At 60.6% G+C, this 16093-nt stretch carries 16 protein-coding genes; 4 read left to right on the top strand and 12 right to left on the bottom strand.

Going from position 1 to position 16093, the window contains the following annotated elements:
- From ABOK31_RS11205 to ABOK31_RS11195, 3 genes are all read right to left on the bottom strand, one after another.
- The gene (locus ABOK31_RS11205) at positions 1 to 1146 is read right to left on the bottom strand and encodes a PspA/IM30 family protein (RefSeq protein ID WP_349956086.1); all 1146 of its coding nucleotides are present in this window, start codon (positions 1144 to 1146) and stop codon (positions 1 to 3) included.
- A 258-nt stretch (positions 1147 to 1404) separates the two neighbouring features.
- Positions 1405 to 4728, bottom strand: coding sequence for a thiamine pyrophosphate-dependent enzyme (locus ABOK31_RS11200; RefSeq protein WP_349956085.1), 3324 nt, complete (start codon positions 4726 to 4728; stop codon positions 1405 to 1407).
- Between the two features lie 222 nt (positions 4729 to 4950).
- A complete protein-coding gene (locus ABOK31_RS11195) occupies positions 4951 to 5946 on the bottom strand; it encodes a sterol desaturase family protein (RefSeq protein WP_174172170.1) in 996 nt (331 codons plus the stop codon).
- Positions 5947 to 6079: 133 nt separating this feature from the next.
- On the opposite strand from ABOK31_RS11195, the gene aac(6') reads away from it, so the two are divergent.
- The gene (aac(6'), locus tag ABOK31_RS11190; protein WP_349956083.1) at positions 6080 to 6520 is read left to right on the top strand and encodes an aminoglycoside 6'-N-acetyltransferase; all 441 of its coding nucleotides are present in this window, start codon (positions 6080 to 6082) and stop codon (positions 6518 to 6520) included.
- 24 nt (positions 6521 to 6544) lie between these two features.
- Here the strand turns inward: aac(6') and ABOK31_RS11185 are convergent, their stop codons facing one another.
- Both ABOK31_RS11185 and ABOK31_RS11180 read right to left on the bottom strand, forming a co-directional pair.
- Complete coding sequence (locus tag ABOK31_RS11185; RefSeq protein WP_349956082.1) at positions 6545 to 7207, bottom strand: GNAT family protein; 663 nt, start codon at positions 7205 to 7207, stop codon at positions 6545 to 6547.
- Positions 7208 to 7298: 91 nt separating this feature from the next.
- Complete coding sequence (locus ABOK31_RS11180; protein ID WP_349956081.1) at positions 7299 to 7982, bottom strand: pyridoxamine 5'-phosphate oxidase family protein; 684 nt, start codon at positions 7980 to 7982, stop codon at positions 7299 to 7301.
- Positions 7983 to 8076: 94 nt separating this feature from the next.
- On the opposite strand from ABOK31_RS11180, the gene ABOK31_RS11175 reads away from it, so the two are divergent.
- Positions 8077 to 9504: a PLP-dependent aminotransferase family protein gene (locus ABOK31_RS11175; RefSeq protein ID WP_349956080.1), complete on the top strand. Its 1428-nt coding sequence runs from the start codon at positions 8077 to 8079 to the stop codon at positions 9502 to 9504.
- Here ABOK31_RS11175 and ABOK31_RS11170 read toward each other — a convergent pair.
- The gene (locus ABOK31_RS11170; RefSeq protein WP_349956079.1) at positions 9494 to 10357 is read right to left on the bottom strand and encodes an AraC family transcriptional regulator; all 864 of its coding nucleotides are present in this window, start codon (positions 10355 to 10357) and stop codon (positions 9494 to 9496) included. The two genes, ABOK31_RS11175 and ABOK31_RS11170, sit on opposite strands and share 11 nt — an antisense overlap.
- A 134-nt stretch (positions 10358 to 10491) precedes the next feature.
- Between ABOK31_RS11170 and ABOK31_RS11165 the strand changes: the two genes are divergently transcribed.
- Positions 10492 to 11427 carry a phytanoyl-CoA dioxygenase family protein gene (locus ABOK31_RS11165; RefSeq protein ID WP_349956078.1) on the top strand — a complete coding sequence of 312 codons (936 nt, stop codon included), beginning with the start codon at positions 10492 to 10494 and terminating at the stop codon, positions 11425 to 11427.
- 88 nt (positions 11428 to 11515) lie between these two features.
- Here ABOK31_RS11165 and ABOK31_RS11160 read toward each other — a convergent pair whose 3' ends face one another.
- From ABOK31_RS11160 to ABOK31_RS11135, 6 genes are all read right to left on the bottom strand, one after another.
- Complete coding sequence (locus ABOK31_RS11160; RefSeq protein ID WP_349956077.1) at positions 11516 to 12097, bottom strand: histidine phosphatase family protein; 582 nt, start codon at positions 12095 to 12097, stop codon at positions 11516 to 11518.
- Between the two features lie 233 nt (positions 12098 to 12330).
- Positions 12331 to 12537, bottom strand: coding sequence for a hypothetical protein (locus ABOK31_RS11155; protein ID WP_349956076.1), 207 nt, complete (start codon positions 12535 to 12537; stop codon positions 12331 to 12333).
- Positions 12534 to 13280, bottom strand: a complete 747-nt coding sequence (locus ABOK31_RS11150) for a COG4280 domain-containing protein (protein WP_174172179.1) — start codon at positions 13278 to 13280, stop codon at positions 12534 to 12536. The genes ABOK31_RS11155 and ABOK31_RS11150 overlap by 4 nt, the downstream gene beginning before the upstream one ends.
- Entirely contained in the window at positions 13277 to 13417 is a 141-nt protein-coding gene (locus ABOK31_RS11145; protein ID WP_349956075.1) for a hypothetical protein, read from the bottom strand. The genes ABOK31_RS11150 and ABOK31_RS11145 overlap by 4 nt, the downstream gene beginning before the upstream one ends.
- Complete coding sequence (locus tag ABOK31_RS11140; protein WP_349956073.1) at positions 13414 to 14313, bottom strand: MurR/RpiR family transcriptional regulator; 900 nt, start codon at positions 14311 to 14313, stop codon at positions 13414 to 13416. Before ABOK31_RS11140 ends, ABOK31_RS11145 begins: the two co-directional genes overlap by 4 nt.
- A gap of 145 nt (positions 14314 to 14458) precedes the next feature.
- Entirely contained in the window at positions 14459 to 15496 is a 1038-nt protein-coding gene (locus ABOK31_RS11135; RefSeq protein ID WP_349956071.1) for an LLM class flavin-dependent oxidoreductase, read from the bottom strand.
- Positions 15497 to 15699: 203 nt separating this feature from the next.
- Here ABOK31_RS11135 and ABOK31_RS11130 point away from each other — a divergent pair, with 203 nt between their 5' ends.
- Positions 15700 to 16077, top strand: coding sequence for a cupin domain-containing protein (locus ABOK31_RS11130; protein ID WP_174172182.1), 378 nt, complete (start codon positions 15700 to 15702; stop codon positions 16075 to 16077).
- Positions 16078 to 16093 lie beyond the last annotated feature (16 nt).

The raw sequence follows: 16093 nt of genomic DNA, 5'->3' as shown, positions 1-16093 counted from the left end.
TTACTGGCCATTGGCCTTGAAGCGGGCAAGGCGTGCTTCGATGGCCTGCTCCCGGTGCAGGCGGTCGAGCTCATCGAGCTCGGCGCTGGTTGAGGGTTCGCCTGAAGGGACGCCGGTCAGCCGCGAGACGGCAGCCGCCGCACGGGCTGCGCCAGCTGCCGGCGTCGGTCGCGGCTGTCCGCCGGTCGCTTCCTCTGGCGTATGGCGCGCAACGCTGCGCTTGAAATCGATCAGGCGTGCTTCCGCCTCGCGGCGGGTCGCAAGGACAGCCTGGAGCGCCTTCTGACCTTCGTCGATCTGGGCGTTTGCATCGGCCAGCGCCTTGTCGAGCGCGGCGGTCTGGGCTTCGAGGTCGATCTGGCGCGCGACGCCGGCCTTGGCGAGGTCTTCGCGATCGGCCGTGATCGCAAGCCGGATCTTTGCTTCAAGCGCGTCGAGATCCTCGACGATCTCGTTGCGTCGCGCCTGGATGCGGTATTCTTCGGCGCGCGCCTTGCCGAGATCGGCACGCGCCTCGTCGGCGGCTGCATCGATCTCGCGCAGCGCCTGCTCGATGACGGCGACCTTGTTGGCGCCTTCTACGGTGTCGACTGCGGCATTGGCGAGGCCTGCGATCAGTCGTCCCATGCGGGAAAGAATGCCTTCGTGCATCGTCATGTTATCCTCCGTTCGGGGAGAGTTTGGTGTTACCCCGATGTGAATCGCGTAGTGGCCGCCATCGGCGATCAGATAGGCGGGGATATTGCTGTCCCAGCCTTTGAAATAGCCGGCCACATCGAAGGGCACGGCAATGCGGCCGTGCACCGTCGAGATTGTCAGGTCTGACGGACCCTTGATGGCAAAGAGCTTTTCATCGAGCGGCAGCCGGTTCCAATCGGCAAGCCCGCCTCGAGTGGCCGCAAAATCACGCAGGCCGAGCGTTACGAGGCGCGCGGGCAGAGCGGTGCGTTCGCGGATGGTCTCATAGGCAAGATCATGAAGCGTGACGAGATTCGCACCGGCTTTATCCGGAACGATTTCCGCCAGGAGTTTCATCATCTGCCCGTATGCGGCAAAGGTCTCGTCCAGAGCCTGCCGCGCTGCGTCATCGGGAGCGAGATCGTATCGCAGACGAGAGCGGTGCGTTGGTACGTGTGCCTTAGCCATGCATTCAAGTAAAGTACCGCTGCGGTGCTTTTCAAGAGATCAAGGCGTTAAACATGAATGAATTGTAATGAATTATGGGCCGTGCAGGTTGCAAAAACTTGATGTCTCACGCTGCCTATAGGCGATCAAACGCTGCGAAGGCTTCGCGCATATGTAGTGATCGTGGGGAGAAAAACCATAGCGAAACGAACAGAGCGGCCAATTGGCCGCTCTGGATCAACTATTATAGATTGAAGCTGCTTGTAGCTGCGCGAGCGGCTACTTCACGGTTCGCACGATTGCAGCACCTGCCGTCATGCCGCCGCCGAAGGCCACGAGGCCGAGGTTGAGCGGTTCGGAGCGTTCATTGGCGACGTGCAGCATGGCAAGCGGAATGCTCGAAGAACTGGTGTTGCCATAGGTCTCGATGACGCTCAGCGCCGGACGGCCGCTGCGTTTGGCAATCGTATCGATGATGCGCTGGTTGGCCTGGTGCGGCACCAGGAGATCGAGATTGGCAAGCTCGATGCCCGCGTCCACGCAGGCGTTTTCGATCGAGCGGGTCATCGAATGTACGGCTTCGGTGAAGACCGAGCGGCCGTTCATGGCGATCACGCCATCATCCGGCAGCGGAACGTAGAGCAGGTCGCCCGGTTCCGGCCGGCCGCTGACGATCGGGCGGCTCGCGGTGAAGAGCGGATTGCGGGCCATGTCGCGACTGGTGACGAGGCTGGCTGTCGCAGCATCGCCGAAGAGGATCGCCGTCGAGAAATCATTCATGTCGAGCAGTGGCGACAGGACTTCCGAGGTGATGATGAGCACCTTGGCGTCGTTCTGCTGGGCAATGAAATCATAAGCCTGCTGCAGGGCGTAGAGATAACCGGAGCAGGCGGCACCCATGTCATAGGCGGCCAGCGACGGCCGCACGCCATCTTCGGCGACGGCAACCGCGACGCGGCTTGCGAGCGACGGCGTGGCAATATCGGGCGTGCCGGTGGCGGCGATCACCAGATCGACATCGTGGATCGACATCTGGTTCTGTTTGAGGAGATCGCGCGCTGCCTTCGTCGCAAGGCTCAGCGTGCCTTCATCGGGGCCGACCCAGAAGCGGCTCTTGATGCCGGTCAGTGCGAAAATCTCGTCGGCGCGGCGGTTCGGCCAGTTGTGGATGATTTCTTCGTTGGTGACGCGGCGGCCGCCGGTGGCGAAGCCTATGCCGTTGATGGCAATCTCGGAGAAGCTGCCGGTATGGCGGCGCAGGGTCGGGATGATATGCGACTTCAGGCGCCGCAGCACGAATTTGTTCTGGATCTCGGAGGCGAGCGCGAAGTTCTGCTCGCTCAGATCGCGATTGGCATCGACGGTCAGAAGCGGACTGTCGGTGGCGATCTGGTCGCCGATCTTGGCGAAGACTTCCTGCACGACACCGCCGATATTGGCGCAGATCTCGACCGAGGCTTTCGTCGCCTCTACGACAGCAACGAGCTGGCCGACCTCGATCTTGTCGCCGGGCTTGACGAGCAGATCCGTCACCAGCACGTTTTCGTCGGCAGGACCGGAGCCGATCGCCTTGATGGCTGCCGTCGGGCCGCTGTCGTCCTCTTCGTGCCAGGTCACCTCGCATTCGAGCACTTCGGCCATCAGGTCGACCAGCTTGCGGTAGGAGGGCAGGGTGTCGAGCTGATTGCGGAAATTGAAGGGGATGTGGGCGTCCGAGCGGGCGAGCCTGCGCACGACGACGGGCACGTCGGTCTTTTCGGTGACGGTCGCGATAATTTCCGCGCCCATGCCGACGGTGCGGTTGTCTTCATGGACGACGATCAGACGACGGGTGCGGCGTGCGCTCGCCAGAACTTCCTTCTCGTCCCAGGGCGAGATCGAGCGCAGATCGATCACCTCGACGGAGAAGCCCTGGGCCTCGAAGGCGCTTGCGGCATTGGCGCAGAGCGAAACGGTGTTGCCGTAGCTGACCAGCGTGATGTCGCGGCCGCGCGCGACATGACGCGACAGGCCGGGATGGACGAAATGCTTGTCCAGATCCTCGGAGGTGCGGCCATCGGAATTGTTGAGGACAGCCTTCGGATAGAGGAAGACCGTCGGGCGCCGCGATTCGAAGGCGGCATTGAGCAAGCCTGCCGCATCGCCGGCGCTGGAGGGCATGACGACGTCGATGCCGGGCGTATGCGCGAGCATCCCTTCGAAGCTCTGGGCATGGAACGGGCCGAGGCCAGGCTTGTAGCCGCCGCAGCTGACCATCAGGATGACGGGTGCTTCCCAGGCGCCATTGCTGCGCCAGAACATGCTGCCCATTTCCGAGACGATCTGGTTATAGGCGAGTGGCAGGAAATCTGCGAATTGCAGGAAGGCGACGGGACGCTGGCCGGCCAGCGCGCGGCCGACAGCGGTGCCGACGATTGTCGATTCGGTGAGAGCGGCGTTGTGCACACGGTCGGGATATTTCGTGCTGAGGCCGCGGGTGACGCCGAAGACATCACCCTTCGGATCCTCGATATCCTGACCGAACAGGACGACTTCGGGATTGGCGGCCAGCTGCTTGTCGAGAACGACATTGAGCGCCTCGCGCATCGTCAGCGTCGATGCATTTTCGTTGCCACGATATTCCGCCTTGCCATCGAACGAGGCGGGATAGGGAGCCTTTGCATCGGGCTCAACCTTCGGGGCGTCTTCCTTACGGGCAAGAGCGGCTTCCGCCTGCACTTCCGCAATCAGGTCCTGTTCGATCTTCTGAAGCGCATCGGCGTCAACACCTGCCTTTTGCAGCAATGCCCGCAGGTTCGGCAGCGGGTCGCGTGAGGAGCCGGCCTCGATTTCGAGCAGGGTGCGATAGGTCTTCTGATCGTCGGCATTGGTGTGGTCGGAAAGGCGCTCGACGTTCAAAAGCACGATGCTCGGCGTGCGGTTGTTGCGGCTGTGGCGGACGGCCTTGCGGAAGGCGTCGCGCGATGCGGTGAGATCATCGCCATCCGTGCGGATGATATCGATGCCATAGAAAGAAGAGGCCGGGCCGGCTGGCAGATCGAAGAAGGTCTGCTTGCTCGTACGCGTTGAAATGGAGAAGCTATTGTCCTCGATAACGAAGACGATGGGGTACTGGCTGCGCACGGCCTCGGCCACAGCTTCGAGGAACTCGCCCTGTTGAGTGGTGCCATCGCCGGCGCAACAGATGGCGATCGGCATGCCGGGCTTGTGCTTCAAGGATGCCGCTACGCCGACGGCGTGCAAGGCATTGTTGCCGACGGGGCCGACGATCGAGGTGATGTTGAGAGCGCGGGAGGATAGATGCGCGCTCATCTGCCGGCCGGCGGAATGCGAATTGGCTGTCGCGAGCAGGCTGGAAAAGAACTCACGAATGGGCATTCCGCGTGCCAGCATCAGGGCCTTGTCGCGATAATGCAGATGCAGCCAGTCGTCGTCCTGAAGGAATTCGTTGAGAAGCGCCGTGGATTCGTGACCGGCGCCGGAAACGTGAAAATGTGCTATTCCTTGCTTGATGAATTCTCGCTCAAGCCGATCTATTTCTCTGGAAATGAAAAATATTCTGTGAAGTTGCTTAAGGTATTCTGTGGCAAACCTCCCTTCCATCTCAATGATTTTCCTGATCTTTCGTCTGAATTAAATGCTGGGGAGTTAGGTAAACCCCCAGCCAGCCTTTTTCAATACACGTTAAATGACAAGATCTTCTCGGTTTGAAACGGAAATACGCATATTGCAGGGCCACATTTTTTCACGATGTTTCTGTCCACAAGGCATGCGCGACAACGCACCCGCCTAAACGCGAAACGGGTGCGTCTTTCACGGGTCATGTCAGCCCGATTTGCGCATCGAGGCGGCGGCGCGTTGCCTTTCGGCGGCGGCTTTTGCCGCCTGTTCTTCCTTGAGAATCAGTTCCTTGGGCTTCTTGCCGATAATCTCCTTGCGGCCCGTCCTGGAGAAGGGCTGCATGAGCTGGGCAAGGAAACCCTTGGCCACCTTGCCCGTGATGCCGATATTGGTCGAGGACGGCCGCGGCGGGTTGTAGAAGGTACCGAGAAGCTGATCCCAGATCACGAGGTTTTCCCCATAATTCGTATTTCCCTCGGCCAGAATCTTGGAATGATGCCAGCGATGGAGGCGAGGTGTTGAGAATATGAGGTCGAGCGGGCCGGTGCGCATGTCGACGTTACAATGTGTGAGCAGACCGATAAAGGCGGTCACCGCACCGATCCAGAGGAAGACCGGCAATGGCGCCCCAAGCAGGTAGAGCGGGATCTGGCCGAGCGCGATCTTGAACAGCGTGTCGATGACGTGGAAACGGCCTGTGTTGATGACCCAAAGACGCTCGACGCTGTGATGCAGCGCGTGGAATCGCCACAGCGACAGATGTTCGTGCGCCAGGCGATGCGCCATGTAGAGGCCGAATTCGGCAACGACGAGGCCGAGTACCACCTGGAACGCCATCGGCCATTGATCCGGCCAGAAATGCGAATGATAGCTTAGCGCCGGCTGCGCGACCGTCGCGACGGCCATCGGGAAAGAGGTGCCGATCGCAGCGGCGATCTGCACGCCGCCCTTGTTCAGCAGCGTATGGGCAATATCGTTGAAGGTCTCGCCATCGCGCTTCTGCCAGGTCTTCTCGTAGGGCATCAACCGTTCGAAAAGGGCAATCACCGCCACTGTCGACAGATAGACGACGTTGAACCAGAGTAGATGCATATTCGACGCGAAGGCGAAATATGCACCGGTCAATCCGGCGCAGAAGATGGCGGGCCACAGCAGGGAGGAAACAGCAGCGTAAAGACGCGAACTGCTTTGAAATGTCATTCCATCGTCCTCAGATTCTGATCAGCGAAAAATTTACGCGTGAATATGTGCGATATGTAGCGTGATGATTGTGGAGTCGAAAGCGAAATTTTTCCGTTCGCCGGCGATGGGCATTTGGGCAGGAGATCGAAACATGCGGATAGAGCAGGCTACTGACGAACATCTGGAGGCGTGGATGCGATTGCGCACCGAGCTTTGGCCCGATAGTTCGTTCGAACATCATCGTGCGGAACTGGCGCAATTTCGCGCCAATGCAAATGCTGTTGCGTTTCTTGCGATCGATTCTGCCGGTCATGTCGTCGGTTTTGCTGAAGCGACATTGCGGCACGATTACGTCAATGGCTGCGAGACCTCGCCGGTCCTGTTCCTCGAAGGCATCTATGTGCTTTCCGAACATCGGCGCGAAGGAGCGGCGGGGGCGCTCTGTCAGGCGGTTGCCGACTGGGGGCTGGCTGCTGGCTGCACGGAATTTGCCTCGGATGCACTGATCGACAATCTTGCGAGCCACGCCTTTCATGCGGCGCTTGGCTTCGTTGAAACCAAGCGCGTCGTCTATTTTCGCAAGCTCCTATAGACCGGAGCCGCGCGAAGTGCAGAGTTACCCGAAGGTCAGCTTCGTCTTCTGATGTCCGGCCTCGTCGAAGTTCTCCGGTGCCAGCCAGCGTTCGTAGCCAGCCTTCAGTCGCGGCCAGTCGGCATCGATCATGGCAAACCAGGCGGTGTCGCGGTTCTGGCCCTTCGCAACCATATGCTGGCGGAAGATCCCTTCGAAAACGAAGCCGAAGCGTTCGGCCGCCCGCTTCGACGGTTCGTTGAGGTTGTTGCATTTCCATTCGAAGCGGCGATAGCCGAGCGTGTCGAAGACGTAGGATGCGAACAGATAGAGCGTCTCCGTCGTCACGCGGCTGCGGGCGATGGCAGGTCCCCAGAGGATGCTGCCGATCTCGATGACGCCATGCGTGTTGTCGATGCGCATCAATGCCTGCCGGCCTTCGGCGCGTCCCGTCCGCTTGTCGATGGTCGCGAAGAAGAGCGGATCGGCGCTGGATGCGGCTTTCTCAAGCCAGGGCGAGAAAGCAGCCTGGTCGGCGGGGGCGTCTTCAAAGAGATAGCGGAAGCGATCGTCCGCTCCAGGCGCTTGCGCCGAGGCCAGCAGGTCCCGGCCATGGCGTACCACGTCAAGCGGCTCGATCTTTGTATAGCGACCTTCAAGGGTAATGCGCTCGGGGCGGGACACGCCCTTCCAGTTCGTGAGATCCATGTCAAAGTCCTTTGGTCATCAAATGCAGCCTAGAGCAAGTCCAGCAAAAGTGCGAAGCGGTTTGTGCCTGGAATTGCGTAAAAACAATGCTCTAACGGAGCCGTCCGGATTGTATCAGCTCCGCCAGGGATTGCGGCAGTTCCATCTCGTCGGGCAAGCCGGGCGCCGGTTGCGGCGGTACCAGACGGCTTTCGATCGGCAGGACGCCGGCCCAGACCGGATGATTTGCCTCGTCGATATCGCCAGGCGGGCCGTTGCGGACCTTGGCCGAAGCCTCCTCGATTTTCATCCACATCACGGAGGTTGCCTTGACCTCCTGTTTGGTCATCGGCCGCAAGCTGTCCCAACGACCGGGAAACAGGTCTTCGACGAAACGGCGCAACGCATCCGTCTTCTCCTCGACATCATCGATCAAGCGAGCCGTGCCGAAGACCATGGCAGAGCGATAGTTGACGGAGTGATTGAAGGCGGAACGGGCCATCACATAGCCGTCCATGATGCTGCAGGTCAGGCAGACCGGCATAGCTTCGGCGGCATGCAGGAAGCGGCTGGCGGCAGAGCCGTGCCAATAGACATAATCGCCCTCGCGCCAATGCAGGGTTGGCGTGACATAGGGCGCGCCATTGATGACATAGCCGATGTGACAGAGGGGGGCCGCATCCAGAATGGCGTGAACATCGGCATGGGCGTGGCTGCCGCGCTTCGGGCTGCGCCGCACACGGGTGCGTTCGGTGGTCGGATAGATATTGCTGTCGGGCGGATAGTGATCGGCCATGTCATCCTCGTCGATTGAGCGTTGATCTCTGCCAGCAAAGAGGTAGGCTATAAACGGCCAGTTTTTTGATTTTTAGCAGACCAGTCGAGGTTTCATGGTAGCGGTGGCGCAATGGCCGGCACTCGACCGGAGTTCGGGTGATCTGGAGGGGCAAGTCTATCGCCTGATGCGCGATCGCATCTTGCAGGGGCAGATGCCGGCGGGGCAGCCCGTGCCGTCGACGCGGGTGCTGGCTCTCTCGCTCGGCGTTGCGCGTTCGACCGTCGTCAATGCCTATGATCGCCTGAAGGCAGAGGGCTATCTGCAATCGGCGACCGGTGCTGCAACGCGCGTTGCAGCCTTTCCGGCGACACCCCTATCCGGACAGGCCGCACCACCGCCGCCAACTTTGCCCCGCGTTACGGAATTCAAGACCGGGGGGCTGTACGAACCCGGAGTGCCTGATGTTTCGGCCTTTCCCCATGCTGCCTGGGCGCGCTGTCTCGGCGCGCGCGGCCGTTCCTTGCGGGTGCATGATCTCGGCTACAGCGATCATGGCGGTATCCGCGAGCTGCGCGAAGCCATCCTCGATCATATCGCGGCGACGCGCGGTGTGGTCGCGCGGCCCGAACAGCTTGTCATCGTGCCATCGACAGGTGCCGCAATCGGGCTTCTCGCAAGCGTGCTGATCTCTCCCGGAGATCCGGCCGGTGACGTGGTCTGGATGGAGGAGCCGGGTTATGCCAGCGCGCAGGCGATCCTGCGGATGGCGGGAGCCAATCTCGTGCCGGTGCCTTGCGATGTGGAGGGTCTCGACATCGCGCAAGGTGCCGGGCCATCGCCGCGTCTGATCTACGTTACCCCTTCGCACCAATATCCGACCGGCGTCACCATGAGCCTGCCGCGCCGTCTCGCCCTGCTCGAATTCGCCCGCGCCAATGGCGCGATCGTGCTGGAAGACGATTACGACAGCGAATTCCAGTACGCATCGCGCCCGATCGCGGCGCTGCAGGGTATCGATCGCGGCGAGGTGGTCGCCTATATCGGCACCTTCTCGAAAACGCTCGCGCCCGGATTGCGTGTCGCCTATGCGGTCATTCCTTCCAGGCTCGTGGCAGCGATCGAGGCGGCGCAGCGGCTCAGAGGCGCCGTCGTGCCTGTTCATATCCAGGCCGCTCTGGCCGATTTCATGCGCGAGGGACGATTTCGCGCGCATCTCAGACATATGAACGCCATTTATGCCGAGCGCATGGCGGCGACGGTCGAGGCACTCAATCGTCATTGCAGCGCCTGGCTGGAGATTGGAGTGGGCGGCGGCGGTCTGCAGCTCGCGAGTTGGTTCCGTGACACCAAGACCGATGATGTCGGTGTCGTACGGACCATCAATTCCAACGGTTTCGCGGTGCGACCGATATCGGCGCTTTATCTCAGCCCGGCGCGACCCGGACTGCTGCTCGGCATCGCTCGCATGGAGGCCCAGGCGGCGGATGCGGCGGCGGTCAAAATTGCCAGGCTGCTTGCGAGTATGTCTGTCAGGGCCTGAGAAACATCGCCCTGTATTCGCGTGGGGTCATGTCCTTCAGCGCCTTGAACTGCCTGTTGAAATTGGCAAGCGAACTGTAGCCGACGGCATCGCTGATGTGATGGATGGCCTGATCGGTGGAGGAGAGGCGGGCGCAGGCGTCGCCGATGCGCATGCGCATGAGATAGTCAGATACCGTCCCGCGGGTGTGGCGGCGAAACATCCGGTGCAGGCCGGAGACGCTGAGCGCCGCGATATCGGCCAGTTCATCGAGGCTGATCGCGCGGGCATAGTGAAGGTGCATATGTATCAGAACGCGGTCGATGCGCTCGCGGCTTTCCTTAAGATCCGATGCCTGTGCCGGCGCGCTTGCGAGCGGCGTCGCCTGCCGGTCTTCTGCGACCCTCACCAGAATGCCGAGCAATGCCAGAAGGCGCTCCACGGGCGGCTTTTCGAAAATGGTTTCGAAGGCGGGGCGGACGGCAGCAGAGGTCGTCTCGGAAAAGCGCAGGCCATTGTCTCCCCGCTGGAGCATCGTTTCGATCGACCGGAATTCGACGGCGCCGCCTGTCATCTGCAACAGCCATTCGCGATTGAACCAGAGCACCAGCGCGATATGCGGCTTTGCTTCCTCGATCTTGGCGCGCGAAACCCAGCTGTGCGGCAGGTTGGGGCCGACAAGCACGAGATCGCCGTCGTCATAATCGCCACTGTGATCGCCGATGAAACGCTGGCCGATGGAATTCAGGGTGAGCGTCAGCTCGAATTCCGGATGGTGATGCCACTGGAAGGGAATGCAGTCTTCGAGCCTACGGTTCAGCATACTCCAGGATGCTTCCGGCGAGCGGGGCAGGACTTCGAGATAGGGCCTCATAGGGCGTCCATAATATCATTGAGGCCAGAATAGTATCAGAATTGGCCAGAGCCGGGCAACATCGAAACTCCGGTTCGAGTTACAACGTCTTCCGTCACCCGAAAACAAAGGGGCCAGCGAGATGGAGGAAACCGATGCAGCCTGCCTTGAAACGAGACGCTCACCCCACCGCTTCTTCAGTCACGACGCAACTGAAGGATATCCAGAAGACCTTGCCGCTCAGGGTGCTGTCGAAGGACGATTGGCAGCATTGGATCACGAAGGGCTATGTGATCGTGCGTCAGGCGGTGCCGGCTGTCAATGTCGAGCGGCTTGCCGACGTTTTGTGGCGTTTTGACGAGAAGGACCCGAAGGACTCCTCCACCTGGTATGCGCCGCAGCGGCGCGAGCACAAGATGAAGGAGCTCAACAACACAGGCATGCTGGAGATCTATAATCACCAGTATCTCTGGGACAACCGCATGGAAAAGCGGATCTACGATGTCTTCGTCGACATCTGGGATCGGGAAGATCTCTGGGTCACCATCGATCGCGCCAATCTCAACCCGCCGAAGAAGGTGAAGGGCAATCCGAACGGCTTCATTCACTGGGATGTCGATACCTCGATCCGCCCGCTGCCGATCGGCGTCCAGGGTGTTCTGAGTCTGAAGAAGCAGGATGGCGATGTCGGCGGCTTCCAGTGCGTGCCGGAGCTCTTCGAGCATTTCTATGAGTGGGAAAAGACCCAGCCGGAAGATCGCGATCCGATGCATCCCGACATGACGGGCCTTTCTGTCGTCAATATCGACATGGAGCCAGGCGATCTGATGATCTTCAACTCGCTGCTTGCGCACGGCGTCCGTCCCAACCATTCGGACAACCGCGTTCGCATGGCGCAATATATCTCCATGCATCCGGCCGAGTACGACAATGTCGCCGAGCGCGAGGAACGCATCCGTCTGTGGCGGGAGCTGGACTCCCCGAAGCGCGACGCCTTTCCCGGCGACCCTCGCGAATGGGAAAAGCACAATGCGACCACGGCTGAACTGACGCCGCTCGGTGAAAAGCTGCTAGGCCTCAAGGCCTGGTAAGTGGTTGTAGGCTGAGTTCTTCAAAGACATTGAGCGGCTTTCGGCCGCTCGAATTCGCGATGGCGATGCAAGAATCGATGCGTGGCCGTCAGATCTCGTTCCAGCGGCGGATGACCGGTTCGGTCAGGTCATGCTCGTAGCCAAGCACGCTGATGCTCGTGGTGTCGAGGATGAAATGCTCACCGCCTTCCGGCGGCAGGCCGACCCAGCGAGCGGCGAAGACGCGCAGGAAATGGGCGCTGGAAAAGATCAGGATGGGGCCGTTAATTGCACGAAGTTCGCCGATGATCCGGTCGGCGCGTGCGCCGACGTCGGCGGCCATTTCGCCGTTCGGGCAGCCGTCGCGAAAGACCTGCCAGCCTGGGCGTTCTGCAAGGATCGCCTTGGTGGTGATGCCCTCGTAGGCGCCGTAATCCCATTCCGCCAGATCATCCTTGACGACGCGGCGATCGCCGAAGCCAGCCAGCGCGCAGGTGTTTTGCGCGCGCTGCGAGGGGCTTGACCAGACGGCGGCGAAATCGATTGATGGCAGGCGACCTGCGAGTTTGCGGGCAGCTTCCTCGCCTGCAGCGGTCAGGGGAATATCGGTCCGGCCGGTGTGCCTGCCGGAAAGGCTCCACTCCGTCTGTCCGTGCCGTACGAGATAGACTTCGGGATAGGCGCTGCTCATGCCGTTTCTCCTTTTCGCTACAGCATCGGCCCGAAAATCGGGATCGATTTTCGGAAAGCCTGATGCGTAGATTCAAACATTGAGAGCGTCCTTTGTGCGTCCGTACGGACGCACGGCGCTCTAGCGTGCGGAAGTCTTCGCATCTGCGAAGGGTTCTGTCGAGAGTTAAGGCTGTTCGATAAGTGTCGTGACAACCCTCTGCAAATCCAAGCTCTTGCAGAGGGTTGTGAATCTCATCGTTTCACGGCGTGGCGGACGCTGTAGAGCAGGATGGCGAGGCAGCCGACCAGCAGGAGAAGGCCGCCCGCGAGCGGCGGCATGGCGAGAAACTCCACTGCTCCGGCAACCACCAGGATGAGGACGAGGCAGAGCGTTGCGAGGCTGCCGTCGTCGATGAACATGCCGATAAGCTCGGACAGGGCGATGCGCAAAACGGTCATTGGGCTGCCTTTGCTGTTGGGTTGCCGCGCATGCCGCGGATGATGGCGTAGGAGGCGAGCGAGACGATCGCGAAGATGGCGATCAGCGCGAGATCCGCTCCCGGCCATTGCGCACCGATGCCTTCGCCGGTCCAAAAGATGCCGAAGCTGGTGAGCATCAGGCCGACGACGAATTTGAGGGTGTTTTCCGGCACGGTCGCGAGCGGGCGATGGACCAGCAGCCCGATCAGCATGACAAGCACGAAGGCGGCAAGCGCGCCGAGGCCGGCGTAGAGCGTGAGGCCATGCGCGCCGCCGACGGCAATGACGATGAAGACGACTTCGACACCTTCGAGCAGCACCGCCTTGAAGGCGGCGAGACCGGCGAGATAATCGGCGCGGCGATCGGTGGACTGCGCCTGCAATGCTGCCGTCTCTTTCGAGAAGGCCGCTTCCTCGTCATGCAGGGCGATGACGCCGAGCGAGCGGAGGATAGCTTTGCGCAGCCAGCGCATGCCGAACAGGATGAGGAGAACACCGACGACGAATTGCAGCGTCTCGATCGGTATCAGCGCAAGCAGCGGCCCGAAGATGAGGACGAGGGCCGCCAATACGGCGAGGGCAAGCGCAGCGCCAGTGAGCGCCGGACGCCAGCTTCGTGTCACGCCGACGGCCAGGACGATGGTGAAGGCCTCCACGACTTCGACGAAGGAGCCGAGGAAAGATGCCGTCACGGTGGAGAGAATGGGTGTGAGGCTGTTCATGAATTGATTCCCGAATGACGGTTAGGGCTTTGAATGTGAATGGTATTTTCCGGACGATTGATCTTCATGTCTTGGATGAGCCGCGGCTTGGCCAAACAGTGGTTCGATGTGCGTGCTACGGCTTCGGCGTCGTTCATTTGCGTTTCCTCGTGCCGCGCTTGCTCCATGTCTTGTCGATGGCGCTGCGCAGCTGGCTGAGCCGGTCAAGGCTGTCGAGGGCGATGTCCTTGCTCCTGGCGGCGAGCGCGACGATCAGGGCTTCGATCAGCACCATTGTGCCGCCATGCATGGCGAGGTGGCCGGCATTGCCGCGCGGGACAGGCAGGATTTCAGCCACCTTGTCGGCAATCAGCAGGCCGAGATCATCGCTGATCAGGATGACCGGCACATCATGCCTGCCGGCCTGCTCAAGCAGCACTTCGACTTCGCGATAGAGCGGCGCATAGGCGATCATCAGAACCACGTCGCCCTTGCCGATCCAGAGCAGGCGATCCGCAAGCGCAATGCCGGAGGCCGAGAGTGCGTTGGTCGGCAGACCGATGCGGTTGAACTGCAGGCTGGCATAGTCCGCCACGGCACCCGAAGGGCCGATGCCGAAGACATGACGTCGCGCTGCGTTCGTCAGACTATCGACGCAACGTTCGAAGCTTGCGGCAAACTCCTCGCGTCGCAGAACGTCCAAAGCCTGTTCGTGCATGCCGATGACGTGGTGAAGTGCATCGCTGGCCTGGCTGCCGGTTTCAGCCAGCGTGCGCTGCATCCGCGTTCCGGGGGACGGTGCTCCGGTCAATTCCTCAAGCAGGGCGGCCCGCAGCGTCGACAGGCTTTCGAAGCCGAGAGCGCGCGCGGTGCGGACAACCGTCGCATCGCTGGTGCCGGCGAGCTGCGCGATCTGGGCGGCCGAATTCAGCAGGGCAGCTTGCTTCTGATCGACGAAAAAGCGGGCGATGCGCTGCTCTGCGGGTGCGAGTGTCTCGATCACACCGAGAACGCGGTCTTCGAAAGTGCGAGGTTTCTGCGTCTTGTCTGCCATCGGCTATCTTTGTAGTGAATGCTACGAATTACATTATCTGTAGCATTTGCTGCGAAAAGATGACAGCGCAAAAGAAAGGGCGCTTCGCCGTGCTGCGAAGCGCCCGCTGACTTGATCGAAAGGCGGGAAGAATATCCGGCCGGGATTATGCCGCGAGTGCAGCGCGCACCGCCGGGATCACCTTCTGTCCATAGAGCTCGATGCAGCGCAGCATCTTCTCATGGCCAAGCGCGCCGGCGCTGTATTTCAGCTGGAAGCGGCTGATGCCGAGCGTCTTGACGACCGGGGCGAGCTTGGCGGCGACCGTTTCCGGCGAGCCGACATAGAGCGAACCCTTTTCGATCTCGTTGTCGAACTCAGCGCGCGTCATCGGCGGCCAGCCGCGCTCGCGGCCGATGCGATCACGCATCGCCTTAAAGCAGGGCCACAGTTCCTCGCGGGCCTGCTCGTCCGTTTCGGCGATATAGCCCGGCGAATGGATGCCTATCGGCTGCACGGGCTTACCGAGCTGTTCGAAGGCGCGGTGATAGAGGTCGACATAGGGCTGGAAGCGATAGGGGCTGCCGCCAATGATCGCCAGCATTAGCGGCAGATCGTAATGAGCCGCACGCACCACCGATTCCGGGCTGCCGCCGACGCCGATCCAGGTCTTCAGCTGACCGCTCTCGATGGTCGGGAAGACCTTTTGATTGCGCAGCGGCGGGCGGATGCTGCCCTCCCAGTTCACCGGCTCGTTTTTAAGCAGGGCCGCGAACAGATCGAGTTTTTCTTCGAAGAGCTGTTCGTACTGCGACAGCTCGAAGCCGAACAGCGGAAAGGATTCCGTAAACGAGCCGCGGCCGAGAATGACTTCGGCACGGCCGTTCGAAACCGCGTTGAGGCTTGAGAAGCGCTGGAACACGCGGATCGGATCGTCCGAGCTCAGCACGGTCACGGCCGATCCCAGATGGATTTTCGATGTGCGGCTGGCGATGGCTGCGAGGATCGTCTCGGGCGAGGAGACTGCGAAATCCTCGCGGTGATGTTCGCCGATGCCGAAGAAGTCTATGCCGAGCTGATCGGCAAGCACGCCTTCCTCGACGACATTGCGCAGCACCTGCGCATGCGGCAACGGCGTGCCCTTGTCGTCAAAGGTCACGTCGCCGAAAGTATCCAGGCCGAATTCGACATTGTTTGTCGTCATGATTTTTCCTGTCATGTGTCGAAATGATAATGTTGAGACAGCATGTAGTGTCGTTGCTGCCCATCAACTACCCGGAAAGTTTCGGCCGAAATCTTCGAGGAATTCGATATGCAGAGGGGGCGGCTGGCGTTGCCTTTGGGCCGGCTGCCACCAATATTAACCTTGGCGATGCCAGGTCGCTGGCGCCTAAATGGAGGAAGCAAATGGTCGTGCTGAAAAAGATCAATCTTACCAAGGCTTTTGCAGCATTCGATGAGACATGGAGTCCGCATATTGGTGGTGACATCAACGATTTTCAGGTGAAGCTTACGAAGCTGGACGGCGCCTTCCATTGGCACCATCATGAAGAAGAGGATGAGCTCTTTCTGGTCGTCAAGGGAACGCTGCGCATGAAGCTGCGCGAGGAAAACGGTGGCGACGTCGTGCTTGGACCCGGCGAATACATTATCGTTCCGCATGGGGTTGAGCACTGCCCGGTCGCCGAACCGACCTGCGAGGTATTGCTTTTCGAGCGCAATACGACACTCAATACCGGCAATGTCGAAAACGAGCGGACGATCCGCGAGCCCAAGCGTCTTTGAGCGACCCCGATGGTCC

It is taken from the genome of Rhizobium sp. ZPR4 (assembly GCF_040215725.1).
Lineage (GTDB): Bacteria > Pseudomonadota > Alphaproteobacteria > Rhizobiales > Rhizobiaceae > Rhizobium > Rhizobium rhizogenes_D.
The sequence above is the reverse complement of the archived record's forward strand: the minus strand, read 5'-3'. Positions and strand labels throughout refer to the sequence as shown.

Coding starts and splice junctions, on each gene's coding strand:
- ABOK31_RS11205 (WP_349956086.1), bottom strand. CDS start 1,146: ATGGCTAAGGCACACGTACCAACGCACCGCTCTCGTCTGCGATACGAT.
- ABOK31_RS11200 (WP_349956085.1), bottom strand. CDS start 4,728: ATGGAAGGGAGGTTTGCCACAGAATACCTTAAGCAACTTCACAGAATA.
- ABOK31_RS11195 (WP_174172170.1), bottom strand. CDS start 5,946: ATGACATTTCAAAGCAGTTCGCGTCTTTACGCTGCTGTTTCCTCCCTG.
- ABOK31_RS11185 (WP_349956082.1), bottom strand. CDS start 7,207: ATGGATCTCACGAACTGGAAGGGCGTGTCCCGCCCCGAGCGCATTACC.
- ABOK31_RS11180 (WP_349956081.1), bottom strand. CDS start 7,982: ATGGCCGATCACTATCCGCCCGACAGCAATATCTATCCGACCACCGAA.
- ABOK31_RS11175 (WP_349956080.1), top strand. CDS start 8,077: ATGGTAGCGGTGGCGCAATGGCCGGCACTCGACCGGAGTTCGGGTGAT.
- ABOK31_RS11170 (WP_349956079.1), bottom strand. CDS start 10,357: ATGAGGCCCTATCTCGAAGTCCTGCCCCGCTCGCCGGAAGCATCCTGG.
- ABOK31_RS11165 (WP_349956078.1), top strand. CDS start 10,492: ATGCAGCCTGCCTTGAAACGAGACGCTCACCCCACCGCTTCTTCAGTC.
- ABOK31_RS11160 (WP_349956077.1), bottom strand. CDS start 12,097: ATGAGCAGCGCCTATCCCGAAGTCTATCTCGTACGGCACGGACAGACG.
- ABOK31_RS11155 (WP_349956076.1), bottom strand. CDS start 12,537: ATGACCGTTTTGCGCATCGCCCTGTCCGAGCTTATCGGCATGTTCATC.
- ABOK31_RS11150 (WP_174172179.1), bottom strand. CDS start 13,280: ATGAACAGCCTCACACCCATTCTCTCCACCGTGACGGCATCTTTCCTC.
- ABOK31_RS11145 (WP_349956075.1), bottom strand. CDS start 13,417: ATGAACGACGCCGAAGCCGTAGCACGCACATCGAACCACTGTTTGGCC.
- ABOK31_RS11140 (WP_349956073.1), bottom strand. CDS start 14,313: ATGGCAGACAAGACGCAGAAACCTCGCACTTTCGAAGACCGCGTTCTC.
- ABOK31_RS11135 (WP_349956071.1), bottom strand. CDS start 15,496: ATGACGACAAACAATGTCGAATTCGGCCTGGATACTTTCGGCGACGTG.
- ABOK31_RS11130 (WP_174172182.1), top strand. CDS start 15,700: ATGGTCGTGCTGAAAAAGATCAATCTTACCAAGGCTTTTGCAGCATTC.